Source organism: Paenibacillus massiliensis subsp. panacisoli DSM 21345 (genome assembly GCF_000426545.1).
GTDB classification, from domain to species: domain Bacteria; phylum Bacillota; class Bacilli; order Paenibacillales; family Paenibacillaceae; genus Paenibacillus; species Paenibacillus panacisoli.
Map to the genome: position 1 here is coordinate 223714 of NZ_AUFO01000010.1, position 25352 is coordinate 249065.

At 48.5% G+C, this 25352-nt stretch carries 19 protein-coding genes; 12 read left to right on the forward strand and 7 right to left on the reverse strand.

Annotated elements, in window-relative coordinates; all coding sequences use genetic code 11:
• Window positions 1–651 precede the first annotated feature (651 nt).
• Genes K331_RS0109225 through K331_RS0109240 form a run of 4 tightly spaced genes read left to right on the forward strand, consistent with a single transcriptional unit; the run spans window position 652 to window position 5122 of the window.
• Window positions 652–1773, forward strand: coding sequence for a glycosyltransferase (locus K331_RS0109225; RefSeq protein ID WP_028590073.1), 1122 nt, complete (start codon window positions 652–654; stop codon window positions 1771–1773).
• A complete protein-coding gene (locus K331_RS0109230; protein ID WP_036634497.1) occupies window positions 1770–3041 on the forward strand; it encodes an MATE family efflux transporter in 1272 nt (423 codons plus the stop codon). The genes K331_RS0109225 and K331_RS0109230 overlap by 4 nt, the downstream gene beginning before the upstream one ends.
• The gene (locus tag K331_RS0109235; protein ID WP_028590075.1) at window positions 3025–4251 is read left to right on the forward strand and encodes a glycosyltransferase family 4 protein; all 1227 of its coding nucleotides are present in this window, start codon (window positions 3025–3027) and stop codon (window positions 4249–4251) included. Before K331_RS0109230 ends, K331_RS0109235 begins: the two co-directional genes overlap by 17 nt.
• Complete coding sequence (locus K331_RS0109240; RefSeq protein ID WP_028590076.1) at window positions 4211–5122, forward strand: glycosyltransferase family A protein; 912 nt, start codon at window positions 4211–4213, stop codon at window positions 5120–5122. Before K331_RS0109235 ends, K331_RS0109240 begins: the two co-directional genes overlap by 41 nt.
• Here the strand turns inward: K331_RS0109240 and K331_RS0109245 are convergent.
• Window positions 5090–5794 (reverse strand): response regulator, encoded by a 705-nt coding sequence (locus tag K331_RS0109245; RefSeq protein WP_028590077.1) that lies wholly within the window; start codon window positions 5792–5794, stop codon window positions 5090–5092. The two genes, K331_RS0109240 and K331_RS0109245, sit on opposite strands and share 33 nt — an antisense overlap.
• Before the next feature lie 45 nt (window positions 5795–5839).
• Between K331_RS0109245 and K331_RS0109250 the strand changes: the two genes are divergently transcribed.
• The 3 genes from K331_RS0109250 to K331_RS0109260 are packed head-to-tail and all read left to right on the forward strand — an operon-like array spanning window position 5840 to window position 12500.
• Window positions 5840–6289 carry a hypothetical protein gene (locus K331_RS0109250; RefSeq protein WP_028590078.1) on the forward strand — a complete coding sequence of 150 codons (450 nt, stop codon included), beginning with the start codon at window positions 5840–5842 and terminating at the stop codon, window positions 6287–6289.
• Window positions 6286–8019, forward strand: a complete 1734-nt coding sequence (locus K331_RS0109255) for a hypothetical protein (RefSeq protein ID WP_028590079.1) — start codon at window positions 6286–6288, stop codon at window positions 8017–8019. The genes K331_RS0109250 and K331_RS0109255 overlap by 4 nt, the downstream gene beginning before the upstream one ends.
• 56 nt (window positions 8020–8075) lie before the next feature.
• The gene (locus K331_RS0109260) at window positions 8076–12500 is read left to right on the forward strand and encodes a hypothetical protein (RefSeq protein ID WP_028590080.1); all 4425 of its coding nucleotides are present in this window, start codon (window positions 8076–8078) and stop codon (window positions 12498–12500) included.
• 10 nt (window positions 12501–12510) lie between these two features.
• On the opposite strand, the gene K331_RS0109265 is transcribed toward K331_RS0109260, so the two are convergent.
• A complete protein-coding gene (locus K331_RS0109265) occupies window positions 12511–13203 on the reverse strand; it encodes a response regulator transcription factor (RefSeq protein ID WP_018885049.1) in 693 nt (230 codons plus the stop codon).
• Between the two features lie 158 nt (window positions 13204–13361).
• Between K331_RS0109265 and K331_RS0109270 the strand changes: the two genes are divergently transcribed.
• From K331_RS0109270 to K331_RS0109290, 5 genes are all read left to right on the forward strand, one after another.
• On the forward strand, window positions 13362–14705 hold the full coding sequence (locus K331_RS0109270) for a sugar phosphate nucleotidyltransferase (protein ID WP_036634561.1): 1344 nt from the start codon (window positions 13362–13364) through the stop codon (window positions 14703–14705).
• A gap of 201 nt (window positions 14706–14906) precedes the next feature.
• Window positions 14907–15611 (forward strand): hypothetical protein, encoded by a 705-nt coding sequence (locus tag K331_RS0109275; protein ID WP_028590082.1) that lies wholly within the window; start codon window positions 14907–14909, stop codon window positions 15609–15611.
• Window positions 15612–15861: 250 nt separating this feature from the next.
• On the forward strand, window positions 15862–18783 hold the full coding sequence (locus K331_RS0109280; protein WP_028590083.1) for an S-layer homology domain-containing protein: 2922 nt from the start codon (window positions 15862–15864) through the stop codon (window positions 18781–18783).
• A 192-nt stretch (window positions 18784–18975) separates the two neighbouring features.
• Window positions 18976–19557, forward strand: a complete 582-nt coding sequence (locus K331_RS0109285) for a LysE family translocator (RefSeq protein WP_028590084.1) — start codon at window positions 18976–18978, stop codon at window positions 19555–19557.
• A 20-nt stretch (window positions 19558–19577) separates the two neighbouring features.
• On the forward strand, window positions 19578–20357 hold the full coding sequence (locus K331_RS0109290) for an AraC family transcriptional regulator (protein ID WP_028590085.1): 780 nt from the start codon (window positions 19578–19580) through the stop codon (window positions 20355–20357).
• 88 nt (window positions 20358–20445) lie between these two features.
• Here the strand turns inward: K331_RS0109290 and K331_RS0109295 are convergent, their stop codons facing one another.
• The 5 genes from K331_RS0109295 to K331_RS0109315 form a co-directional block, all read right to left on the reverse strand.
• Window positions 20446–21240, reverse strand: a complete 795-nt coding sequence (locus K331_RS0109295; RefSeq protein WP_028590086.1) for a hypothetical protein — start codon at window positions 21238–21240, stop codon at window positions 20446–20448.
• 7 nt (window positions 21241–21247) lie between these two features.
• Complete coding sequence (locus K331_RS0109300) at window positions 21248–22411, reverse strand: NAD(P)/FAD-dependent oxidoreductase (RefSeq protein WP_028590087.1); 1164 nt, start codon at window positions 22409–22411, stop codon at window positions 21248–21250.
• 77 nt (window positions 22412–22488) lie between these two features.
• The gene (locus tag K331_RS0109305; RefSeq protein WP_028590088.1) at window positions 22489–23211 is read right to left on the reverse strand and encodes a methyltransferase domain-containing protein; all 723 of its coding nucleotides are present in this window, start codon (window positions 23209–23211) and stop codon (window positions 22489–22491) included.
• Complete coding sequence (locus K331_RS0109310) at window positions 23198–24358, reverse strand: type III polyketide synthase (protein WP_028590089.1); 1161 nt, start codon at window positions 24356–24358, stop codon at window positions 23198–23200. The genes K331_RS0109305 and K331_RS0109310 overlap by 14 nt, the downstream gene beginning before the upstream one ends.
• Window positions 24359–24686: 328 nt before the next feature.
• The gene (locus K331_RS0109315; protein ID WP_028590090.1) at window positions 24687–25133 is read right to left on the reverse strand and encodes an Lrp/AsnC family transcriptional regulator; all 447 of its coding nucleotides are present in this window, start codon (window positions 25131–25133) and stop codon (window positions 24687–24689) included.
• Between the last annotated feature and the right edge of the window lie 219 nt (window positions 25134–25352).

Sequence of the window (25352 nt, forward strand, 5' to 3'; positions counted from 1 at the left end):
GTTTTTGTTTTTTAGACTGTCTACTTGACAGGGAGCATATCATACCACCGTTTTGTGGTTTCTTTTTTATTAGCAGATACATACAAGAAGTCCATTCAGGCTATTCAAGCTGATTCATCCCTTGTTTTCACAATCCTTCGCATCATAATTCCTCTCCATGCTACAACATCCAACAAAAAAATATTACGCGTACATAACCGTGGGAATCATTAATCCCTCCTTTTTTAGTTCTTTAGAACTATGATGATAACCGAGAACCTCCCAAATAATAGTTTTTTTGAACTGATTGCGAACATTCTTCCTTTCTGAAATGTGAAATACTTTGTATTTTTCTACTCCCCACATAGTACAAGCCATATCAGCTACTTTGTTAAGAAAATATGAAGTTATGGCAAGGAAGCTTCATGACTTCACACAAACATTTTTAAAAGTCGAATTGTAAAATGAAGCTAGGCACCTGCTTAATATTGCACTAAGGGCCTAGTTCAAGAGAAGGGTAGTCATAGCTATGGAGTAGGTATGAGCTACTAGAAGGAGTGGTAGAATTCTGTCTTATCATGGCAATTCAATTGCCAACGATATGAGCATGAACACTACCTTTGACGAACAATCAACAATATAGTAATTCGGAGGAAAAAGGAGAGGTTATGTGTGCAGGGACCTATAGCCATTTTTAGCGATAACAACAGGGCTATTGATTATCCCAACGTAGTTTATTTCTATGAATATGTTAAATGCGAGAGCCCAGATGAAGCTTCGGCGTATGAGAAGGCATCCTGCTGTCTGATCGACTACAGAGAGCCCGAGGAAGCTGTGCGGGTCTCGAATGAGATTCGCAGTAGATTTCCAGAAATGCCACTGTTAATCGTAACGGATGTAACAGTTACGTTCAGTGACCAGCACATGGTTCAGATTACCGGATTCGGTCGTTTGCGCTTGTTATTCTGGCAACCTAACGACAACGAGAAGATGCTGTCCGAGATCCAAAGCCTGCTCTACCCGGAGTATTCAGGAAAGGGACAGCACATTGCCTTCATTCTGTCGGTGTATAACGAGGAGCAACGTTTTGTGCATGTTAAGACCTTTGCCGAGCGATTGCAGGCTTTTATCCGCAGTCAGATTGTGGAAGGCTCTATTTATCTCATTGATGATGGCAGCCACGATGAGACCAATACGTTGATCCGAGCGCTAAAATCATCTACGGACTTGTCCGTCAACCGGATCAACCCGAACTTCAGTCCACTGCTTCAGACCCGGGAATTGGATCGCAATACGCGCAAGGCAGGTACTTATCTGGAAGGAATGCGCTCGATCGGTGCGGATTACTACGTCTTCGTGGATGCAGATGATTCCTTCTTTATTGAGGACATCGCCAGAATCATCAACGTGGTTAGACAGGGCTACTACGATGTTGTGATTGGAACCAAGGATATGACAGCCGAGAATCGCTCCTTATTGCGCTCCGTGGTCAGCTTTGGCAAACGTACGATCTCCCGACCGTTTCTGCCAGCAGGCGTGATTGATTCCCAGACAGGACTCAAAGTCATGAGCTCCGTGGCTGTAAAGCGGATGTTCCCGTATCTGAAAGAGCATCTAGGGCTCGCACTGGATCTGCAAATGATGTATATTGCCAAGCGCCTGCAGCTGCGTGTATTGCAATTACCTGTGAAGTGTATTGACCGGGACGGATCGCACATCGACGTGCTGAAGGATTCGCTTCGTTTCCTGCGCTCGATGATTGATATCTGGCGTCTCGATCGGCGGGTGAGATGACCACGTTACACAAGCGATTGCGTCCATTAATGTTTCCTATTTTCAATGTATTGCTGAACGGCTTCAATTTCTTCTTCCACATTGCTGCGAGCTGGTACCTTACCGGACAAGCTTATGGCCAGGCGAATGCACTGTTAGCGCTGTTTGCGCTGCTGTCTGTTCTGGGATTATCGCTACAACTGATGATCGCCAAGCTGGTATCCAAAGGAGGCCCGGACGAGTCGCCGCGTCATCTGCCGCTAGGGACACTGTTACTAAAGGCTCCTTTGCTGCTCACGGTGCTGTCCATGGCTCTGCTAGTGCTGATTCATCCAGTGCTGCGTTCGGTATTAGGCGTCGAGTCCCTTCCGATGTTCATGCTGTATAACTTGGTGGGGCTTCATATTCTGGTCAGCTCCTGTCGGGGAAGCCTGCAGGGCAGGGAACGTATGCTGTCTCTTAATGTGAATTACTATATTGAGGTATTCGGCAAGCTAAGCCTGTTTTTTGTGCTGGTTGCATTGGGGCTGAAGCTGGAAGCGCTGCTGCTAGCGAGCTGTGGGGGGATGCTATTGTCACTGCTTCACGGATGGTTCGTCTCGTCTAGAGGGGTATCCTTCAGCGGTAACAACGGGGGCCGTATCTCTGCCGGGCTGTGGAGAGCGCTAGGTCAGGATTTCACGGATAGCCTCATGACCAATCTGTTTATCTTGTTTTGTATTTCCATCGACATGCTGTACGTGCAGCATTTCTTTCCTGAGCAGGCCAGCAATTATGCGATAGCGCTCAAGTATAGCCAATTGGTGTATTACGTCTCGTACAGTCTGATCGCAGCATTTATTCCGAAGCTTGGCGCGCAGGGGCATGACCGTCAAGCTGTTGCCAAGCTATTAGCCATTTATGCAGGTTTAATGGTTGCAGCAGCTATTTGTGTATTTGTAGGCACAACCTATGTCTTCCCGTGGTCCATACCGTTATTATTCGGACCTTCGTATCAAGCAGCGGAGGTATTTATTCCATGGGGTGGGTGGGTGTATTGGCTGTTCTCCATCGTATTGTTCTTCGTCCACATGCATGTATTGCTGGGTAGACGCAAATTTATGATTGGCTTAGTAGCAGGAGTTGCCGTGCTACTGAGTGCTTTTCATATGGTTCACAGAGAGCCTTTGGATTTCTTGCTGTCGCAATTGGTGGTCTATGGCGCCATGGCCCTCTACTTCGTGGTGGATGCCTATTTCTATTTATCCAAAATCAAGATCAGGGGGGCGCTTCATGAGTACAATACGTGAGCAGGACGACACCACCGTCGTTCTATTATTATCCTGGCGTGATATTCGTTCACCTAAAAGCGGGGGAGCGGAAATATTCACGCATGAAATGCTCAAACGTTCACGGCAAGCTCGTGTTCGCTTTATCCATTTTTCGCCCCAATACGAGGGGGTGCCTGAGGAAGAAACCATCGACGGCGTAACCTATATTCGCAAAGGAAATATAGCGAGCGTCATTGTTCATGCCATGCGCTATTATCGTCGTCATCGCACAGCGATTGATTATGTCGTGAATCAGGCGAATACTCACCAATTCTTTACCCGATTCTGGGTGGAGTCCTCCAAGCGTATCTTCTTTATCCATCAGCTAACGAGAGAAATCTGGTTCGAGAATGCCAAATTCCCGTTAAATGTGGTTGGTTATCTCTTGGAGCCCTTGATGCTTAAGCTGGCCCGGAAGGATCGCACACTTACAGTCTCTCCCTCTACGCGGTATGACCTGCTGAAGCTGGGGTTCCACCCGGATCAGGTACACCTGTTGCCGGAGGGGATTGAATTTGAACACTGGAGACGTGACCAATTTCTGACCAAGGAGCCGAATCCCACCTTTATGTATGCTGGACGATTTGTGAAGTATAAAGGAATTGACCTGGCCGTTGAAGCCTTTGGCAGACTTAAGAAGAACTATCCGAATGCTGTACTCTGGATTGTCGGCAAAACTAACAAAGCCTATGTAGAGGAACAGTTAGTACCGATTATGAAGCAATATGGATTGACTTATGGAGTGCCGGATGAGCAGGGGCAGCCGCAGGCCGACGTTACCTTCTTCGGATTCGTGTCTGCCGAGCTTAAGCTGGAGCTGATGAGTCGTGCCCATGCGCTGGTATTTCCATCCTTGCGTGAGGGCTGGGGGCTGACCATTACCGAGGCGGCAGCTGTCGGAACTCCAAGCATTGTGAGCAATTCGCCTGGGCTGGTAGATGCTACGGATTTCGGAAAGAGCGGATATCTATGCTTCCATGGTGATGTGCGCGGACTATCTGAGCAAATGGAACGAGCGGCGAAGGGTGGAGAGGAATATTTGGCCATTCGTGAGCGGGCGTACCAGTATGCTTTGAAATTTCATTTTGATCATACGGCAGTCGCATTGGACAAGCTGCTGGAACAATGGATAGAGGAGGCGGAACAGAGTGGACAAAGCGGTCATTCTCTTCTCCACGTACAACAATGAACGGAACATAGAACCATGCCTGCGAAGCTGTATGGGGCAAAATTACAAGGATCTGCACATCGTGATTGCCGATGACGGCTCAGAAGATCGAACGGTGGAGGTCATTCACACGCTGGCTGCGGGGAGCTCAGTGCCTGTTACGGTATTAGAGCTTCCTCATGGAGAGCGCGGAGTCGCACGAGTGAGGGCGGTCGAGGAGGCTCGGCAATTGGGTGCTGACTATATTCTTGTACTCGATTCGGATATGATTTTAGCGGAGAATTTGATCCAGCAGGGCGTGGAGTATTTTGACGATCACCAGGATACCGGAGCACTGGTCATTCCTGAGGAGGCATACACCGAGGCAGACAACTTCTTCTCGAAGGTAAAGGTATTTGAGCGCAATGTAATTAATAATGCAGGAGAGACCTTGGGAAAACGCTCCATAGAGGCGGCACGCTTCTGGCGGATGAGCTCCTATGAATCGACAGGAGGGTTCAATGCGGAGCAGATTGCTTTCGAGGAGATCCAGCCGACACTGCGTTATCTGGAGGCCGGTGGAGTCATCCGCCGTGCAGTATTTACACGAATCTATCATGACGAGAAGCAGGTATATCTGAAGGATGTATTACGCAAAAAGGCCTATTATTTCTCGGTGATGGATCGGACGATGTCATCGGAGGAGGGCGGATGGCGAAAGGCACTGGAACGCTGGTACTTCTTCCGTCCAGTGCTGTATACGTGGGGGAATGTTAAGCGTTATGTTCGTCATCCATTATTGACAGCAGGCATGCTGTGGATGTACGTCTGCCTGACTGTAATAGGGGGTGCCGCCGTATTAAGAGGCGGCAGCCGTAGCTCAAGCGATCTCGCTAAGGCGGATAAGGCGTAGGGAAAGATGTCCTACATTCAGAGTATCTACGGTGTAAAGGTCTGGATCGGACGATTCCAGTTCGTCATGTGGTATGAAGAGTGAATGAGAGCTTAGCTGTAGCCCCTCACGGTCAGGATCACGAAGTGAGCTGCCTACAGGATACAGATCTGCGAGTGCTGCGTGCGCAGCCATTACGGTATGCCGATCATTCAGCAGCACATAAGGCCGATAAGGTGCATTAAGAATGCTGTCCAGAAATACCGATAAATTGGAAGCGAGGTTCTGATCCGCATACATGTTGCTGCGATTAAGGCGAGCCTGACTCAGCGCTTCATCCAGTATCTTCTTGAGAGTATCGTCATCCAGCTCTAGCGGCTTGGTCAAAAAACGGAACACGCCAACTTGATTAATCGCTGCCAAAATGGACTGCGTATGTAAGTGACCTGACAAAATAATCCGTACGATATGTGGATAATCTTCCTTAATCATACGAAGAAATTTAAGCCCGTCCAGACCTGGCATAAGCAGATCGGATACTACTACGTCTATCGGTTGTTCCTTCAGCACCTGTAGTGCTTCCTTAGGTGTATTCGCGGTATGCATGATGAATGCTTCTTGCATCAACGTCCGTTCGAGAAGGGACAGAACCATGGGGCTGTCGTCCACGAACAGAATGTTTTGGGGTGTCATAAGAATTACGCAACTCCAATCACAAAGCAAGGAATGAGGTACTACATGTATAATATCAGCGTTTTGGCATTTTTGAAAGACGCCAATACAGAACGGGCGCTCCGTCAGTTCTGTGAACGATTCGATTCTGCGGAGCAGAAGCTGTGGGAGAAGGGCATGCTCCTGCTGCACCAATACCACGCTGCCCGACATGCGAGTATGACACTGACCGTCTCCAGCACCCTTCAGCATATGGATGATCGCCATGAGATCTACATCATTGATCTGCGTGAGTTCAGCGAAGAGGAGCTGGATCGAACTTATATTGGGAAAACCTGTGAACTGATCTTACTGACGGATGGGGAGACAGAGACGGCTGCACGCTTTGCCGCGCTCCAGCGCAGAACTCCCCGGCTGCTATGCGCGCGACTGCCACTCGTCAGCTACGAATTGGAATGCTTGATTCAAGCGGTTCTGATCCGACTCGAACAAAATGGAGAGGACAAGGGAGCATGAAGCAATGGATTTTATTAAAGCCGGGCTGGCAGAAGGCGATTACGTATCTGATCGTACTGTGTGTAACGGTCATCCTGGCTGTTGTGCTCCAATGGCTGGTCATGCGGCAATTCAGCAATCACTTGACGGACATACAAAGCGAGCGACTTCAGTATGAAGTACAAGAGCTGTCCGCCAATATAACCGAGCGATATGCCGCTTGGGAGAGTGAATTGAAGGAGCTGTCGGCAAGTCTGGGTGTAGATGTGCTGAACCAGGGAGATCGTCAATATTCCGAGGGATGGAAACGTGAGACAGGGATCTTCTACGTGCTGGACGAGCAGTATCGTGTCATTGTTGGACAGAACAATCCCGAGATGACAGGTGCGGTGCGGCAGATTCAGTGGCTGCAGAACGGCTGTGCAGTAAGTCCTTTTGTAACGGAGGATCATCAGCCTGTTCAGTACATGGTCTGCAGAATTCCTGGAGCCGAGACGGGTGGCTTCATGGTGCGCACGATTGATGCCGACATGCTTAGTGGAATTATTAGAGGCAAGCCAGTCCATCAGCATGAGGTCTTATTTTACAATAATCAATTTAAGGTTGTGGCCTCTCGGGCTGAATCCGAGATCAACCGCACGGATATTACGGACGTCACCCGAAGACTTCTGGAGGGCAATACAGGCGTCATTGAGGTAGACCAGAAGAGCTACGGCATAGGCTTCAGCCGTATTGGGGAAGAGGCGCTGTACATTTCGGTGGAGGATATCAGCCAGGAGATTCCTGAACGGATCGCTTCCTTCCGCACACAGCTATGGATGGTGCTAGCCGTACTGCTTCTGTTGCTCTGGGCCCTGCTTGTCCAGTTCCGTAACCGAACGGTGAAGGATGCCATCGTAAATAATCAGGTTCGCGATCAGCGGCGTGATGAGGATGTTAGGCAGCAGCAGGACACGTATTATTTGCCGTTAATGCAAAATATCGAGCAGCGGCTGCAGGTGCTTCAGGAGCAGACGGCTCAGCTGACGGGTGGAGATGACTTGAAGCTCCTAGGCTTCTATCATGATCTGGCCAATCGCTTCGAAGCCTCCTCCAGTCAAGGAAAGGGAGCCACCCATGAGGAGGTTGAGTATTTCCGGGAGATCAATGATACCTTCATTCAGGGGCGACTCCGACAGGAATCCAACTTGGGTGAGCTACTCACGGAGGTTCGCACCCTGCGCGAAGACCTGCAGGAGAAGATGAATGATCATAGCGGAATTAGCTTCACAGACCTGAATGAGGTGCTGACCGAGTCGCTGAAATGGGCGAAACGAACGTTGAACATGGAGGATATCCAGGTGGTCCTGCGCCAGGAGCCTGTTCCATCCATTGCGGCCCAAGCACCGCTGTTGTATAAGACGACTCAGGGACTGCTGGAAAATGCAGTGCAAGCGATGGAGAAAAAAATCGAGCAGACAGAGGGTCAGGACAAAAGTCGAGCAGGTCTGCGAGCGAGGCGTAAAGCACAGATGCTCAAGGTCAGCTCGCGGCTGGAGGAGGGAGAAATCATGATTATCATCGAGGATACGGGCGGTGGTATTAATGATAAGATGCGCTGGAACTATTTCCAGCCGGATTATTCCCAAAATCCACAAGAGCAAGCATTCAGTCTATATAACATGGATGCATATCTGAAGACGATCGGCGCACGTCTGAAGCTGCGCAATACAGATCAAGGCTTGCAGGCAGTTATCCGCTTGCGACGTTAAGTACGGAAGCTCAAAGCCGACAGAATCGTGTGAATTTCAAGAGAGGGGGCAGAGGCATGAGAAAATGGATATTTCGTTTCCGCTATGATCTGGCGGCTATGGTGTTGATGCTAATCGCCATAGTTGCTTATCTTGCCCCCATCTATGAGCCAGGACAAATTGTGTTCAGTGATATTGCCTTTGGAGCCACCTCTCATCGCTATCTGGAGGAAATCATGGGGGTATGGAACGAGCGTTGGTCCACCTCCACCTTGTTCAATGCCCCCCGTATCCTGTATATTTTGCCGTTCTATGGGCTGTCCTTGTTATTTGATGAGAGCGGGCCGATACTACTGAAATCCTTCATCACGGGCTTACTTTTTACATCAGCATTTTCGATGTATGCCTTTGCCAAGCGTCTCGTGAGCGTATACTACTCACCCAGCTTCACGAAGACCCGCATATTTGCTATTATGATCGGCGCATTGTTTTATGCGCTGAATCCCTGGGTTATTTTCCGCATCCAGCACATTTATCTGCTCTGTGGGTATAGCTTGTTTCCGTTAATGCTGCGCTTCTTTTTTAGTGCGTTTGATCCTAAATTTCAAATTCAGCTCATTGCTAACTATAATCCACACAAGCTGTACCAACGAAACTGGATTGATCTGTTTCTGCTGGCTGCGGTATTCACGGTCAGTGCAGCTGCCATTCACTATTTCTTCTTCGGGATGATCTATCTGGGCTTGTTCGTGATGCTGTTGTTGATCAAGTTGACCTGGACGTACCGTAAAGCCGGACGAGCTTACATACAGGCGCTATACGGCAATTTTATACGCAAGGGCCTCATTTTTGGTGTGTTCTTTGGCCTGCTTAGCTTCTATTGGTTGTCCCTCTACGTGGGCAGCATCCTTATGAATGCCCAGGCTTCCCAGCACAATATCAATGTGGTAGATACGTTGTCCTTATTCAGCCGGAACAGCGGTCTATCGAATGTAGCTTACTTATTAAGCTATTGGTGGCCGATGTTCTCCTTCTCCTTACTGCCTGCCGTATTTTATATTGGCGGAGGATTTTTGTTACTGCTAATCGGCTACGCTATGATGACCAGATCGCATAAGAATCCGATCATATTGATCTTCTCACTGCTTACGATCTTGTTCATGATTGCAGCGACCGGAACGACGTTCCCGTCGATTGCGAAGTGGTTTGTTATTCTGGTCACCAAGACACCCGTGATCGGCTCAGTATTCCGTGATCCTAACAAATTCATTGGACTGCTGGCGTTGAACTTTGGGGTATTGCTGACCTTTGGTGTGATTCAGTTCATGGAGTGGTTCGGCTCATCACCTTTGCAGCGTACCTATAAGAGGCTGGCAGTGGTCATTGTCGTGGTATGTCTCGGTGTGTATGTGGCTCCCTTACGTACTCAGTTCATTGAGGGCTACTACAAACCGGTTCAAGTTCCACAGGAATACAGCCAGATGGCTGACAAGCTGACAGACCCGGAGCGCTTTGACAGCAAGGCATTGTATTTCCCGATTGCCGACAATATGATCCAGAGCTACAACGGAGTAGCCACGCCAAGCTGGAATAAAGGGAAGACGGCTAACGAAAAAGCAACTGGAGATTTTCAGGTGTATTCTTCTCCCAAAAACACAATTTTCCATCATGAAGGGAACGACCCCGGAATCACCTATTATCTGAATTTCCTGCAATATGTTATGGATCATGGTCTAAGCTCCCGCCTCGGCAACCTGTTTTCAGCCTTTGGGATCAACCAGCTAGTCTATCATGACGAATATGTGGGGCAGGAGAAGCGACAGGATTTTCACCTGTCTCAGCTACAGGCTCAGAGCGGATTGAAGAATACCTACAGCAATGATATTTTCTCTATATTTAATCTGGACCAGGCACCTCCATATATGAACATTCTACGGAGTAAAATTGTGACCCCGTACGGGTTCAGTCGACTGGAGAGCTATAGTCATCTGCCAGGCTTTGATTTCAGTCGCTTCGGTGTCTTGTTCAGTGCATTAAAGCCAGAACTGAACACCATCCAGACGGTAGGCAAGGACGATTATGTGGAAGCCATGTCCTTTAATGATCTCCTACTATCCCAGCTTCCTGCGGAATATTACCTGCGTCCTTTTGATGCGATCGAGGATGGCAATGCTTTTTTGAAATGGTCCAAGACCTTTACCTCGACAGGGGAGTGGCTGTGGTACTTATCGTCGCAGAACATCAAGAGCTTTCCATTTGATATGGAGTTGGATGCGGGAGTTGCCGTCACCTTTGCTACCCAGAAGCTGGATGTGGCCCCTTATCAGATGAACAGTATTGAAGGAAAGACCGTTCTGGATTTTGACTCCATGCTGCGAACGGAGACTTTCTTCAAGCCTGATAATCCACAGTTGTTCAGTGTACAAGCTAATCCTCGTGAGGAATTAAATGATGTACCGACGCTACAGGGTGAGATCATGAAGGGGGACCCGAGCAATATATGGCAGGTAGCCAGATCGGGCTTGCTGGAGGCCGAAGAGAATAATCCGTATCAGTTCAACATTACGGTCTCTGGTCGCGGGACGAACAAGATGCACGTGAAGATGAGGTTTTATGATAAGGACATGCGTGAGCTGGGGGTTAGCTATGTGGTTGCACCCTCGGAGGGATATGATTTTGATAGTGTCAAATTTTATGGAGAGTACGTATCGCCGCCCGGCAGCTATTGGATGCGTATGGATCTACTGACACTCCAACGTCCACAGCAAAAAAACTATTGGTGGATTCATGATATCCAGCTGCGAGATTTGGGGCAATACAGCAAGCCTAACTCGTTCACCATGCACAAGAAGCTGGATCAGCAGCAGAGCTCAAGAGTGTATGCCAGAGTGCTGATGAACAGAGCCGGCGGGAAGCTGCAGGTTACACTACCGGATGGCGTGGTTGATATTGCTACTCATGATGAAGGCTTGAACCAATTCCAATGGGTAGACCTGGGAGAGCATACCTTCCCCGAGGGGGATTCTTCGATTACGGTGTATAATCTGCAAGGCTTTAATGCCGTTAACCAATTTGCGATTGTACCTGTGAACCAGCTGGATATTCTGTCGTTTCCAGTAGAGCAGGCACTGAAGCGTGGCAAGCTCTTCTTCACTCTGGAGGCCGAGAATGATTTTGAGCTGCAGGGGAATGTACAGACACAGCGAGCGCTACCACGGCTCAGTATGGGACGAGGAATCAGCTTCCAGAAGGGAGCCTTGAGCAGGGACGTGGAGGTCGTCAAATCAGGAACATACTCCGCAGCCATCTTGGCCGATTTGCCTTCAGGCTACCAAGGCACGCTGACGATGGAATGGATGAATAAGGAGACAGGTGAGCTTCTGACCCGAAAGATTCGCACAGATGAGTCGTATAGACGCTTGCCGGCTACCTCTGCATCAGAGCTGCAGGTGATGGAGACCGTGCCCTATCAGGATGGCTTCTCGAAGCAGATCATAGAGGTGCCCGGTGTCTTGAGTAATTATGGGCGAATTGAATTCAAGGATCTATTTTTCTCTAAGGGGCAGTACCGATTGTCTCTAAAGCTGGATAGTCAGGTTCCGGCCTTGAGCAGCTTTGCAGATATTCACCGCATGGCGGGGCAGGAAGTGAAGTTGATGCCGGTGGGAGATACAGAGGAAGCTGTAGCAACGAATATAGGCTGTGTACCGGATTTTGGCCCAGGTCAGACGGATCTGTCTTTGACGGATAAGGAGTTGTCTATCCGCTATGCAGCAAGCTATTCCTGTGACTGGAACATTTATGCATCTCACAAAATGGAGGTAAAACCTCTTCAAGAGTATTCCGTTCAATTAGATGCGCGGTCAGAGCAAATTGGCAGTCGGCATATGAAGATCATTTTCCTGAATCAGGAATCTCAGATTCTCCAGACCTCATACATCGACGAGGTAGAGGAGCGGGATAAGGAGCAATGGAATCATTATGATCAAATTGTGACGGCCCCTAAGGGAGCCACTTATATGCAATTTCAAATTTTGGCCAATGCAGACAAGAAGCAATCCGGATTATTTCAAATGAAGAACTATTCTATCATTCCTTATCAAGCGATGATTACCGTAGATCAATTCACCCTGTTTGAGGGGAGCGATCTGGATACCTTTCTTGTAGCTCCTAATGCTACCGAGAGCATTCAGACCAGTCGATGGAGTGCCATGGAGTATGGCTTCACCCTCTACAATCCGACGCATCAGGAGGTACTGATCCGTGCCACCCAGTCCCCCAACCCCCTGTGGGAGTTCAGGTTGGAGGGGGAGCAGCAGCGAGCCCGTCTGTCTGTAAATGGAGTGACAAGCGGTTTCCTGACGAACGGTAGCGGTAAAGGTGAGGTGGTCATCATTCTGGCCTCCGCCTACCGATTTGGCTGGATCCTGTTCTTCATCGGGCTACTGGGTGGAGTAGCATGTGTGCTTCCTTATCGTTACTGGAGAAAGCGCAAGCGATGATGGTCTGGACCTAGAGCTCATATTTGTAGCCTCTACCCCAGACCGTACGAATGTGCTGCGGATTTTTGGGGTCACACTCGATCTTTTTGCGAAGGCTGGAAATGTGCACATCAATGGTGCGATCCAGATAGGCTCTTTCTCCCCCTTTGATGCGGTCCATGAGCTCGCTGCGAGTATACACCTTGCCCGGATTGCTGGACATCTCTTTTATAATGTCAAATTCGATCTGAGTCACTCCGATTTCCTGGTCATCGACGATCAGACTATGGCGGTAATCGTTCACCCAGACTCTTAGCTTTTTGTGCTTGGGGATTACCGTCTGCGCTTCATTCAGACTGCTGCCAGATCGGCGTAGCAAGGCTCTGATCCGGGCATGTAGCTCTATCAGACTGAAGGGCTTGCATAGATAGTCATCGGCTCCGTCATCCAAAGCCTTGATCCTGATGTTCAATAGATTGTTACTAGAGATGATAAGTATAGGAACCATGGAGCATTGGCGAATCTCGCTAATCAACGAGGACTCGGCCTGTCCAGAGAACATCAGATCGGTCACGATGATATCCGGCTTAAAACGCATCAGGGCAGGAAGAGCTAGCTTGTAGTCAAAAATCAGATCGGTATGATACCCTTCCTCCTGAAGATGGAGGGCGATCATATCTGCCAAATTTTTTTGATCTTCTATGATGAGTATTCTAGTAGGCATGACTAACATCTCCTGTGTGCACAAGTTGAAATACGTTGCACAACCATGTCACTGTTGCGCTGCTTCATACTTATGTATTCGGCAAAAATGTTAAATATAAATAGCTTCGCATAAGTAAAAATGATCCAATTATGGGAAAGGTGGTTTCGTCTTTGCGAATGATCTTGTTATCTGGAGGCTCGGGCAAGCGGCTGTGGCCTTTATCCAATGTGAACCGTCCGAAGCAGTTTCTATCTATATTACGTCATCAAGAACGACCGGAAAGCATGCTCCAAAGAATATGGCGCCAACTGGAAGAAGCGGGTTTGGCTGCCTCAGCTTATTTCTCAACCAGTGGGACCCAGGCTGAGCTCATTCGAGGGCAAATTGGTGGAGAGGTAGTCGTCATAGAGGAGCCTGCTCAACGTGATACCTTTCCAGCAATAACGCTTGCTGCGACCTATCTGCATGATGTAGCTGGTGCCTCGCGGGACGAGATCGTATGTGTCATGCCAGTGGATGGCTATGCGGGCGATGATTTTTTTGAGCATCTGCGCAGGCTTCCTTCCGTGCTGGAGCAATCCGGGAGCGATCTTGCATTAATGGGTGCTGTTCCGACCGAGCCGTCGGATAAATATGGATATATTATGCCCGTGGCGAATGCTGACCCTAATCAAGCCTTCTATCATGTTAGCTCGTTTGTTGAAAAGCCAGATCTCATCCGCTCTGAGGCTTTAATTCGTGATGGGGCGCTATGGAATTGTGGTGTATTTTCGTTCCGGCTCGGCTTTTTGCTGGACACACTGCAGCAGAAGGAATTGCCTACGGATTACGCTACTCTTTCGACAATTTATGCAGATATTCCAAAAACTAGCTTTGATATTGCGGTTGTGGAGCAGACACGTCAGATCTCGGTGCTTCCATTTACAGGAGAGTGGCGTGATTTGGGGACCTGGGATTCGATGGTACGGGAGATGAGCTCTGAGCTTAGCGGACCTGGATTTATTTCAGAGGCTTCATTTGATTCACATATTATTAATGAATTGGACATTCCAGTAAGCATCTGGAACGTTCCTGGGATTATTGTCGTGGCGGGACCGGATGGCGTATTGGTGACAGATCGACAATCTTCTACAGGCATTAAGGATATGGTGGCGGAGATTGAAATCGGCCCTCGATTTGAAGAACGCTTCTGGGGTAAACAAACGGTATTATCTCATCAGCAGGCGGCAGATGGGTTACAGACGCTGACCAAACGTGTTGTTATAGCAGAGGGTAGAGGGATCAGCTATCATGATCACCAATTCCGAAAGGAGATCTGGACCATCGTCTCAGGAACAGGCAGCGTCTGTATAAATGATGTGACACAACGCGTCAGTCCTGGTGAGCTGATCGTTGTAGAGCCTGGGGTAAAGCATTCCATTATGGCGATCGAGGGGGACTTGGAATTCATTGAGTCACAGATCGGACATATCGTGTCGGAGACAGATATTTGCAGATATGAATTTACACATCAGGATTAAGCTCGCTACCGGATATAGGTCTTATGAACTTGTATAAAGTATTGGGAGTAGAAAAAAGTGAGAATAGAGAACTATTTTTATTAGGGCCATGGTTCTCCTAAAATTTAACTGTAAGTATAAATATTCAATAGATATAATGCATTGTATAAAGCTTGTTCATCGAAAGGTGTACATCAATGTGAAGGAAAAGGAGAAGGTACGATGCTGAAGAAATGGCCATTACTGATTATGATGGGTGTAGTCATGCTAGTGTCTGCAGCATGGAGCAGTGGTGTTGCTCATGCAGGATACTACTACGAATACACTTGGGATCAGTATAAGGGGACAGAGGTCAAGACATTCAAGCTGACACCGTTGCCTGGAAGAGAAGGTTCCATGGATCGGGAGAAGCTAATCACTGCAATTAGCAATATGCCGAATGTGTATGGGGGCTTCAATGGCTACAGAACAGACAGCACGACTGGTACAGCTATCAAAAGTGTAACGGATGGAGTATACACTTATTCGATTACGGATTCGGTATATCAGACCGAACCACAAATCGTAAATTACGCAAATCCGAGCGCTACGGATCATACCAAATGGAATGGAACAGATCATATTCAGATTTTCATGAACGGGTCTGTAGCCGCTTCGCTCGCAGAGCTATTTTATGAGGGAACCTCGACGGATGGACGTTATCATTTTAATGCGAATGAAGTCTATCTAATTCACCTGTGGTCCAGCAACGTAGACTCGCTCAGTAGCTTGACTGCTGAAGCGCTCGTGCAGGAAGGCCCTGTTGCATTTATCAATCGAGAGTTTGTCGGTCAAATTAAAGGCAGAGATCCCGCAGCATTTCCGTATAATGGAGTGTTGGATGGATACTTGTACGTCTACAAAGGCTCTGAGATAAAAAAAGACTAATAAAATTGAGCGTACTGCAATACGAAGAGAAATAACATTTGTATCCTGCTAATATACAGGGATGCAGGTGTTATTTTCTTCTTTTTCGTACTCTTTATTCAATTCTGGTTTGAATATTCCGATAATTCAAGTATATACAGTTTGGTGTTTGGAGTGAAAGATCCGTTTTTCACAAAATGAGAACCATGAATATGGAGACGCGTCAAAGCGATTAGAATGAACTCGTAAGGAGGTGTGAAATTTTTTCATAATGAGCAACAAAAAAAAGTTGAAAGATTTGAAGCCTTTCATAGCTGTGTTATTGGCAATCTGCTTGCTCTGTATACATAGTGTAGTAGTTTTTGCAGACAGAGCCTTTAACGATATTGAGCATTCCTATGCAGCCGATGCAATTGAGACAATGGCAGCGCAAGGGTATGTTACTGGCTATGAAGATGGGAGCTTTCGACCTTTATATTTTATTTCGCGTCAGGAATTTGCAAGTATATTTGCTAAAATGCTGAAGCGAACATCGAATAACTACAACGAAACTTCTTTTCGTGATGTATCCCTTTGGGCTCAGCCTTATGTACAGGCTTTGCAGGAGGAGCGTATAACGAAAGGGATTAGTGAAGAATTATTTGGTGCCAGGCAAAATTTGACTCGTCAGGATATGGTCGTTTGGTATGCCAGGTATTTTGGTGTCTCTGAAGATAGCCAAATGACAGTTAATCCGAGCTTTGTGGATCAATCTGATATTTCAGATTATGCACGAACTAGCGTATGGCTGATGGAGCGATTGGAATTAATAGAGGGAGATACGAATCAATACTTCCATCCGAAGCAATTCGTGACCCGGCAGGATGCCACATTGGTCGCTTATCGAATCTGGCTAGGTGGGAATAAGGTGAAGGAACGGGCCCAGCGCTTACTCGCAGGAGATGAAGCTGGAACGTTCGATCAGCCTAGCAATCCACAGGAGCCGAACAACGACGGGGCTACCAGTGTCAAGCCCCTGAATCCGGACACTGGAAAGACCAAGGATCGCGATTCCAAGCCAGTTACTCCAGGTCCACCGGTAACACCACCGGGTCCAGATCCAGGTCCACCGGTAACACCACCGGGCCCAGATCCAGGTCCGCCGGTAACACCACCGGGTCCAGATCCAGGTCCGCCGGTAACACCACCGGGTCCAGATCCAGGTCCACCGGTAACACCACCGGGTCCAGATCCAGGTCCGCCGATAACACCACCGGATAACGATGATGATTTTGTCGCGGATAGGATCGTGATTAAGGCTCCTGAACTGATCAACGATACCAATACGTATTCATCGTATCAGTTATCTTTTGAGCTGTACAATAATGGGCAATTGGTAACCATACCTCCTGGCAGCGTCACCAGTGTAACTTACACATTCAGTGATACGCTAGGGGTGTTTGATAGTGAGGGAAGGATAGGACAGCCTAATCATATCCCATCGGCAGGTAGCTCCATTCCTGTAGAACTAGAGCTTACCATTGCAAAACCTTATCGGGTGCTTACAGCCCAGACCGATCTGATCGTGAAAGAAAAGGTACCACCACCCGAGCCACCGAATGTAATCAGATCCGTATATTTGGATACGAATACCATTATAGAGGCTACTGCTTTAGATGCAGATCATTGGAAAATGTCCTTCGTCTTTCAAAATGCCAAAGGAGAGGTAATTCCTCCAAGTCTTCTACCAGCCGATTTAAGGATTCGAATAGAAGACGCCAGGGGCATATTTGACGAGAATGGCGACATCGCCAACCTGCATCTGGTTCCATCCGTGAATTCGATTGTACCATTAAAAATGATTGTTGAATCACCCTCGCAGGGTGTCTATCTCACAGCAGATGAGGAATTAACGGTGGTCTCCGGAGTGAGCCCGAAGCATTATTTTGCTGTCTCCATCATGTTGCAGGGAAGCACAACTACGGTAGATCAGATGGAACAAGCCCGGCAATTGCTGATGGATCGTTTTGGTCCTAATGTTAAGGTAACCTGGGCTTTGGAGAATGGGTTTGTCTTTGTAGATGTCAATCGGCCACAGCTGCAAAAGGTATTAGAATACGTAGATCAATATGGTGATGAAGTCGGAATTTTAGACGGGTACCCGAATAACCTATATGAGCTTCCTTTTTGGGAGATGCGTATGGGCGAATGGCTGTACATGTATCGGTATAATGCACTCAACAATCTGCATCAGTCCGGAACTATGGGGTTGCCTTCAGTGTTTGAAAGCATGGATACGGACCAGTATCGTAAGTATCTGCCACGATCTTTGAGCAGCTACACGGTGAATCCAGAGCAGACGAAGTGGCTAAAAGATAACTATCGGATTACCTCAGTAATGGGATGGTCGGCTACACAATACAATGTGAACGATATGTACGGCGAAGGTTCGCCTTTGATGCCGTATTGGTCCCATGAGAATAATCCGATGGTTCCTGCACAGGGACTTTCCGATAATAGCGGTACTGTATTCATGAACTCGGTTACGATTGATCCGATTGGTTCAAGGTATACGAGTAATTCTTCACGCTGGACGCTTCATCCTGGTGATCCTTTTGTAAACGAAACGGATGCTGCACCACAACTGTATATAGCACAGCAATACCTGGATAATCCTTACCAACGCTTGAATGCGTTAAACTACCTGTCCATTATTCTTGATATTCATTCACTAGCGAACAACCAGAACATGGATAAGACATGGGAAAATTTTGTTAAGAATTTCCCAGTTGGCCGCGAGATTGAAATTGTAGGTGTGGATGGGCTCAAGCAGGCTTATACCTCTGTAGCCGGAGCGAATAATAGTCAAGCTGAATTTAGCCTTATGTTCAAAGGCTCAGGCTTTACAACAGCTATGGACTCCAATCATTCCCCGGCGAATCTGCGTTACTTGTGGACAGAAAATGCTTCACAGCGGATTATATTGTGCAGAGAGGATGGGGATACGGCGTGGTCCGTCATTGATTTTACCGACTATACCCGCACCCCGATTCCCACTACACCTTATAACCTGGATAAGAACAAGGATATAAGCTATGTTACGGGAAGGAATTTCAAACTACAGCCTACAGCGCCATTAACAGCCGAAGAAATTCAGCGTATCAAGGATCGTTTGCAGGACATCTACTTTGCTGAAGATGTGAATTATCAATAAGCTTACGGGCTACTTACAGTAGACCCTAGTAAGGATAGACAAGAATCGAGAGCGAATTGCTGTCGGTTCTTGTTTTTTTGCATTGTTTTTTGTATGAAGCTCTATGAGCAAGAAGCCTATGCTGCAATAATGTACTATAGTCAGTTCTTCGCATGGTGTAAGATTCGGGTAACATCATAACCGGAGGGTACCATGAATCTTATTTCCTTTATAATCTATTGTATAGTCGTCACTTTCACCCCAGGACCGAGCAACATTGTGATTCTATCCTCAGCCAGACATTATGGGGCAGGTAGAACCATGAATTATGTATGGGGAGCTACGTTGGCCTTTGGCCTGCTGCTTGCAAGCTCGGCGGGGCTAAGTCATTTGCTCAGCGAGAGTCTTCCATATCTATTGGATGGCATGCGTATTGTAGGAAGTATCTATATGGTGTATCTGGCTTATCTCGTCTATAAAATGGGCAATGTCGAAGGGGGCTCAGGAGCGAGCCCCGGCTTTTTCACCGGATTTGTCATGCAATTTGTGAATCCGAAGGTCATTCTGTTCACGTTCACCGTGCTACCTGGATATGTCCTGCCTTACTATGATTCGGTGATCGCATTGAGCCTGTTCGTGCTGCTTGTTACGGTAATCGGCTTCATGGCCTATACCAGTTGGGCTGTATTCGGGGCTCTACTAAGACGGATGCTGAATCGACATCTTAAGCTTCTGAACGTGGTAATGGCAGTTTTTCTAGTCTATTCGGCTATTATGGTGTCAGGTCTTATCTAGCAGTGGAGGGATACATCGACATGGAAATGTTCAAATACAAAAAATCCGCAGATATTCTCTCGCTGTCTGCCAGCTTTACTGATTTTAGCTATAAGAAGCATGCGCACGAGGAATACGCCGTTGGCGTCACGCTACGGGGAATTCAGCAGTATCATCTGGATGGCCATTATCAGGCTTCGCATAGAAGTGGAGTCATGCTGTTCAACCGCGAGCAGTATCACGATGGCAGCTCCTTCGATCGGGAGGGCATTGATTATGTCATGCTGTACATCCACCCTGAATTGTGCTCTGAAATCCTGGGGGCCAAGGAGCTCCGCTTCAGCACGCCTATCGTCTATGATATCCGTCTAGCACGTCATATTCTCAATCTGAACCGAGCGATCCATAGCGGTAGAGAAGAATCACTAGTTAGTGAGCTGACGTATCGTCTATTGCATACGTTGTCTGGAGTCGATGGAGAAGCAGTAGTATGGAATCGGGCCAAGGATACGATGTTCGTAAGCCACGTGAAGGATATGATGCATGCCAATATACATGATGTACTGCATTTGGAGACGATTAGCCAGGAGTTCGGAATGTCCAAATATCAATTTATCCGCGAGTTCAGGTCACAGACGGGAATATCCCCTTATCAATTCTTTCTGAACATCAAGGTGGAACATGCCAGGCAGCTCATCGAACGATCCCGGGATGTGTATACTGCTGTGGCAGGCTGTGGATTCGTGGATCTCACCCATATGAACAAGCATTTTAAACGGATGTTCGGCGTCACAGCCTATGAATATAGCATGCAGCTATAATAATACGAAGTCTGAACACCATGCATGCGAGTGAAAGTAGAGTGAATCAGCATCAGGAAAACAAATGAAGTGAAAGCGCAGCTAATCGTTATGATTCATCTTCATCTGATCGACGTTGTTCTATTCGAACCGTAACGTCACGGGTTACATGCTGTTCACCCTCGAACCAGGATTGCACCGCTTCATAGGATGGACTTGATAGTGAAGCGATCTCGGCTTTGAATTGCTCGTTGTTGACCCATTCATATGATCGTATCGGCCATGTTGCTTCTTCCATCAGTTCTTCAGCATCTTTGGTCAGCACAGGTGAAAGGAACTCCCAGCGCTTAAGGTCAACGGCAAACATGCGATGACGTGTGACCAGCCCGCCTTCGTGATCAGCGTAACGAAGCAGTAATTGCTCTTGATTGGGGGACAGCCGAGTATCCTGGAAGATGCCGTCTGGCATCGGAAGGGTGCGAACCCCATCGCTGCTGATGCTGATGAGTAGCGTGGAGCAGGCCTTGTTGCCACAATTATACTGGAGTAGCGCGAAGGTTCCGGTGGACGGAATGCCCAGGTCAAGGTTAACGAGCGTAGAGCGATTCCATTCCGTCCATGGGCTCTGTTGCTCTGACAAATATTCCTCATAGATAGGCAGATCATGAATATCAATGGACAAGCTGGTACCATCCGGTGTATGCAGCTCCAATGCTCGCGGAGCCGAAGCTACATTTGATGTTGAAGGTACAGAGGGTGACGGTGCACCTGCATACGTCTGTTCTTGTGTCTTACGGTTAGCGTTCTTGTCTTGGCCATGCGGCCCTGGAGTATTCTCTCCTGCACAGGCCCCGATCAAGGCTGCAAGCAGCAGGTACAGGCAGGAGATCATAAGCTTTCTCATGTTCTGATTACCTCTTATTCGTGGCGGCCCCAATCCGATATCCTTTTTCACTCAGCCGGGTAGCTTTGACGATATAAGCCGTCAAGCTGGGGAAAAGGCGGACAAGGCCTGGATAGAGTCGATTTATGGGGGCAAAAGCTAATTTCTGCATATGGCGTGCTCTTCTGAGCAGCGCGGAGAATTCAAGTTCGGCTTCCTTGGTGTAGCCCTGCTGCCATTCCGTAGCATTAACAATACCACGCAGATAAGCTTCGGTCCAGTGTGCACATAGCAGGGCAGAACGTAGCGCGATGGACATTCCATCCCCGCTAAGAGGCGGAATCATCATCAGTGCATCCCCGACGTGCGGAAAGTCTGACCAAGGCTGTGGTTGTACAGAGACGCGGAGAGGGGCCACAGAGACCTGAGTACCGTTGATCGGCACTCCTTGAGCAAGCCGGTCTGCCAGTGAGGCATTACCTTGTGCGGCAGCTGACAGAATGTCTGGCACAGATGTACCGCTTCCTCGAACAGCCTGTAGTGGCAGCAATGCAGCAATATTGACCCGCCCTTCCTCAATCGGAGATATCCCTACATAGCCGCCTCCGTTGAAATATAGCTCCACCCGATCAGGAATATCTATTCCACTGTAATGGGATTTCACTCCTACATAGACAGTTGAATCACGGAAGGAATCGGAGCCAGAGGAGTTCTTGGGCTGCTTGGTCCCATACGCACCTATGACTGCCTTTGCCTCATATCGAACCTCCTCCGGGCCTTGTCTGACGGTCACCTCATATCGCTCAGGACCCAACCTGCGAATAGTCTGGACCGTTCCTGTTACGATCTCTGCTCCGACAGCAGACAGCTGCGCGTGCAGAAGACGATCCAGATGGTAACGGCTGATCCCGATGGCCTTACCGGGCAAAGGCGCTTCGATCTTTCCGCCGTCCGGCAAAATGATTCTGGCATGACTCATGTGGCTTGGCTCGGGGGCGTGAGCATGGATGTGTACATCCAGATAATCCAGCATTTCTCGTGCTTCTGGTGACAGGAATTCTCCACACGTCTTATGGCGGGGAAACTGTGCACGATCCAGGACCAAGGTCTGAAATCCCTGACGTGCAAGCTGTAGCGCACAGCTGCTCCCCGCGATACCAGCGCCTATTACAATCACTTCTCTGAACAACATCCGCTGCTCACCTGCCTTTCCAGTGGTATATGAATTTGTGAACAGTTAGCCGCTAGCCTACAAAATACGATTGTATGTCATTTCTGCATGTGTGCAGGAATGACGACAGAGTACCGAAATAGGGGGCGCCACTCGTAGCTCATCGTTTCATGCTGGAGCTGTCTTTGTAGCTTTTCCCAATCCTCAGCCCGGAAGCCTTTCGCTACCGATAGTGGACCATCATGGCGAATAAAACGGTTTCTCGATAGGATACGAGTCGTCAGCCAGACTGCTGTGTAGGCTATCGGATGCCGATGAATGTCGTTAATAACAACCCCGTAGCGGGACACCCTCAGCATATGAGCTACCATGGTCAGGAGCTGTTCTCCGTCAAAATGATGAATGAACTGTGAGCCTGTTACGATATCCGCAGCCCCGTCCTCAAGCTCGCGTAGGTCGGCTTGGCGTACCGTAATGCGCGGTTCCTCCCGAAATAACATCCGTGCTTCCCCGCAGGCCTCGGCCGTAAGGTCCACAAGTGTAATTTTTAGCATAATATGATGTCGATCAGCCCACTGCAGCAGCTTGTGATTGACATCACCGGAGCCAGCTCCTACATCCAGAATACTGAGTCTTGGAGGGCGGCCTACGGCATTCCACAGCTTCTGTACACCGACGAGAGTAGGGCCAGGGGCTGCAAAAATACGATTCAGCCTTCTCAAATGACGCAGGGCCTCATGTAGCTCCTCACCACCCAGTGAGAAATCATCCATCAGCTCCTCTTCCTGAGCCCGTTCAGACAAGCTTCTAAAGAACGGCATGATCCGGCTCCCGTATAGATGGCGTACTGCTGGGCACATACGTGAAACGCATCAGCTCAGCTGTTAAACCCGGACCAAAGGCCATCGCAACACCAGAGGTTGCATTCTGCTGCAAAGACTTCATCTCTTCACGCATGGCCTGCAGCACGAACATAATTGTGGCTGAGGACAGATTGCCAGCATTTCTCAGAATCTCCCGACTGAACTTGGTCTGGGCTGCAGTCAGTTGGAGGACGTCCTCTACCGCATCCACGATACCTCGTCCTCCCGGATGAATGGCCCACAGCTCAGGCAGGGAATCGCCTTGCAGCAAATTCTGCAGCTCATTCTCCAGATAAGCAGCGAGCAGCTTCGGAATACGTGGAGAGAGATACAAGTCAAAGCCCGTATTCCCCACCTCCCAGGTCATATCTGAGGTTGAATCTGGCAGAAGGACAGCGTAACCGCTCCCTAGCTCTAGATAATGCTCATGGCGATCACTTGGAGCACCGATGATGCAGGAGGCTGCACCGTCACCAAAGAAGGAAGCAGCGAACAGAGCCTCCCGATTTAGAGCAGGCTGGAAATGAAGGGTGCACAGCTCAACACATACAACCATGACACGAGATTCAGGGTGTCCCTGAACGACATCCCTGGCCATCTGAATAGCTTTCAGCCCGGCTGCACAGCCCTGAAACATTAGAGGCAGACGATTGACGCGTGCGGACAGTCCCAGTTCACGGATCAGCATCACATCGAGCCCGGGCAGATATTGTCCGGTACAGCTGACGGTAATGAGGTGTGTGATCTCAGCGGCTTGATGTCCAGCGTCTGCAAGGGCTTTTACGGCTGCTTCCACCGCAAGTGGTAGTGCGGACTGCTGATATTTTTGCATGCGCTCTCCAGTGGTCGGGACCTGAGACGAATCCTCGGCAGGCAGATAACGACAATGTTGGGCTTCGGCCAGATAGCTGGCATCACAGGTATATCGGGTCTCTACGCCACAGCTTCTGAAGATTCGTCTTGCGAATCGAGCCAGATCAGGACGGTCGTGCAGACTGGAGGCAATTAATTGTGCAATATCCGACTGGGGCACAAGATGGGCTGGCAGAGCTGTGCCTAATCCAAGAATGGCTGTAGCAGGTTTTTCGCTGCTCGTAACGGTCATAGGGGACCTCCTCATGGACAAAAGATGATGAAGAGCGCGCAGTCAAGACTATGAAGTCATGGGCTACACGGCTTCAAATAAGCATGTTCCATATTTACCCTCAAGTGTTCTGCGGGAATCTGATCCGTAATGAGAAGGCACTGTACATCACAATAGGCTGTGTGTAGTGTGATGTATTCCATATCCATATGTAGTGCGAGTCCGATGGAGTTAGAACAAAGGGAGCCCTGAGCTCAGTTTGAGCAAGCAAGAGAGAGGAGAGGGGGATGCAGGAGCGGCAGTGGGCAGAGCTGACGTTATCTACTGACGCTCGCTGCACCGGTGAGCGTTATTCGGCGGGTGCTTCAGGCAGAATGGCGCGGTGCGGAACAGGGGAGGTTAACACGATGGAGGTGTTGACATAGCTGTAGTTCATAAGACGGTCCACCAGTTGACGTAGCTCGTCCATTCCATGCACGGCTGCCTTGATGATATAACCGATATGACCTGTAACCCTGTGGCACTCGATCACATCCTTTTCCGTGGCGATCATGCTCTCCCATTCTACTGGAGACACCTTCAGGTCACTGATCTGAATGATGAGCAATATTCCTCGTCCAACAGCAGCAGGGGATACCTTCGCCGTGAAGCCTTCAATGACGCCTCTTTCCTGTAGCCGATGCAGCCGCTCTGTCACACTTGGCCGACTTAGTGCCATTTGCTTGGATAGCTCACTGACGGTCATGCGTCCATCCTCCTGAAGTAATCTCAAAAGCTGCATATCGATGTGATCCATGTGTTAGCTCCTTCAATATGAAATTATGTAGAGTGAAAAACGTACATTTTACCAGGTGAAACTCGCGAAATTCATGCTATTTAGCATGTGTTTTGCTTATTTCGTATTATATCATGTAAATATGTAAATTGAACGGCGTGGCCACGGCAACGGCCAACTGATGGCATACAGCAGTCCAATGGGGACTGTTGTGTTCATATGAGGAGTGAAGGATGGAAG

Bases quoted from the DNA above. Each gene is read 5' to 3' on its own strand.
- K331_RS0109230 (WP_036634497.1), top strand. From the start codon at position 1,770: ATGACCACGTTACACAAGCGATTGCGTCCATTAATGTTTCCTATTTTC.
- K331_RS0109235 (WP_028590075.1), top strand. From the start codon at position 3,025: ATGAGTACAATACGTGAGCAGGACGACACCACCGTCGTTCTATTATTA.
- K331_RS0109245 (WP_028590077.1), bottom strand. From the start codon at position 5,794: ATGACACCCCAAAACATTCTGTTCGTGGACGACAGCCCCATGGTTCTG.
- K331_RS0109250 (WP_028590078.1), top strand. From the start codon at position 5,840: ATGTATAATATCAGCGTTTTGGCATTTTTGAAAGACGCCAATACAGAA.
- K331_RS0109255 (WP_028590079.1), top strand. From the start codon at position 6,286: ATGAAGCAATGGATTTTATTAAAGCCGGGCTGGCAGAAGGCGATTACG.
- K331_RS0109260 (WP_028590080.1), top strand. From the start codon at position 8,076: ATGAGAAAATGGATATTTCGTTTCCGCTATGATCTGGCGGCTATGGTG.
- K331_RS0109265 (WP_018885049.1), bottom strand. From the start codon at position 13,203: ATGCCTACTAGAATACTCATCATAGAAGATCAAAAAAATTTGGCAGAT.
- K331_RS0109270 (WP_036634561.1), top strand. From the start codon at position 13,362: ATGATCTTGTTATCTGGAGGCTCGGGCAAGCGGCTGTGGCCTTTATCC.
- K331_RS0109275 (WP_028590082.1), top strand. From the start codon at position 14,907: ATGCTGAAGAAATGGCCATTACTGATTATGATGGGTGTAGTCATGCTA.
- K331_RS0109280 (WP_028590083.1), top strand. From the start codon at position 15,862: ATGAGCAACAAAAAAAAGTTGAAAGATTTGAAGCCTTTCATAGCTGTG.
- K331_RS0109285 (WP_028590084.1), top strand. From the start codon at position 18,976: ATGAATCTTATTTCCTTTATAATCTATTGTATAGTCGTCACTTTCACC.
- K331_RS0109290 (WP_028590085.1), top strand. From the start codon at position 19,578: ATGGAAATGTTCAAATACAAAAAATCCGCAGATATTCTCTCGCTGTCT.
- K331_RS0109295 (WP_028590086.1), bottom strand. From the start codon at position 21,240: ATGAGAAAGCTTATGATCTCCTGCCTGTACCTGCTGCTTGCAGCCTTG.
- K331_RS0109300 (WP_028590087.1), bottom strand. From the start codon at position 22,411: ATGTTGTTCAGAGAAGTGATTGTAATAGGCGCTGGTATCGCGGGGAGC.
- K331_RS0109305 (WP_028590088.1), bottom strand. From the start codon at position 23,211: ATGCCGTTCTTTAGAAGCTTGTCTGAACGGGCTCAGGAAGAGGAGCTG.
- K331_RS0109310 (WP_028590089.1), bottom strand. From the start codon at position 24,358: ATGACCGTTACGAGCAGCGAAAAACCTGCTACAGCCATTCTTGGATTA.
- K331_RS0109315 (WP_028590090.1), bottom strand. From the start codon at position 25,133: ATGGATCACATCGATATGCAGCTTTTGAGATTACTTCAGGAGGATGGA.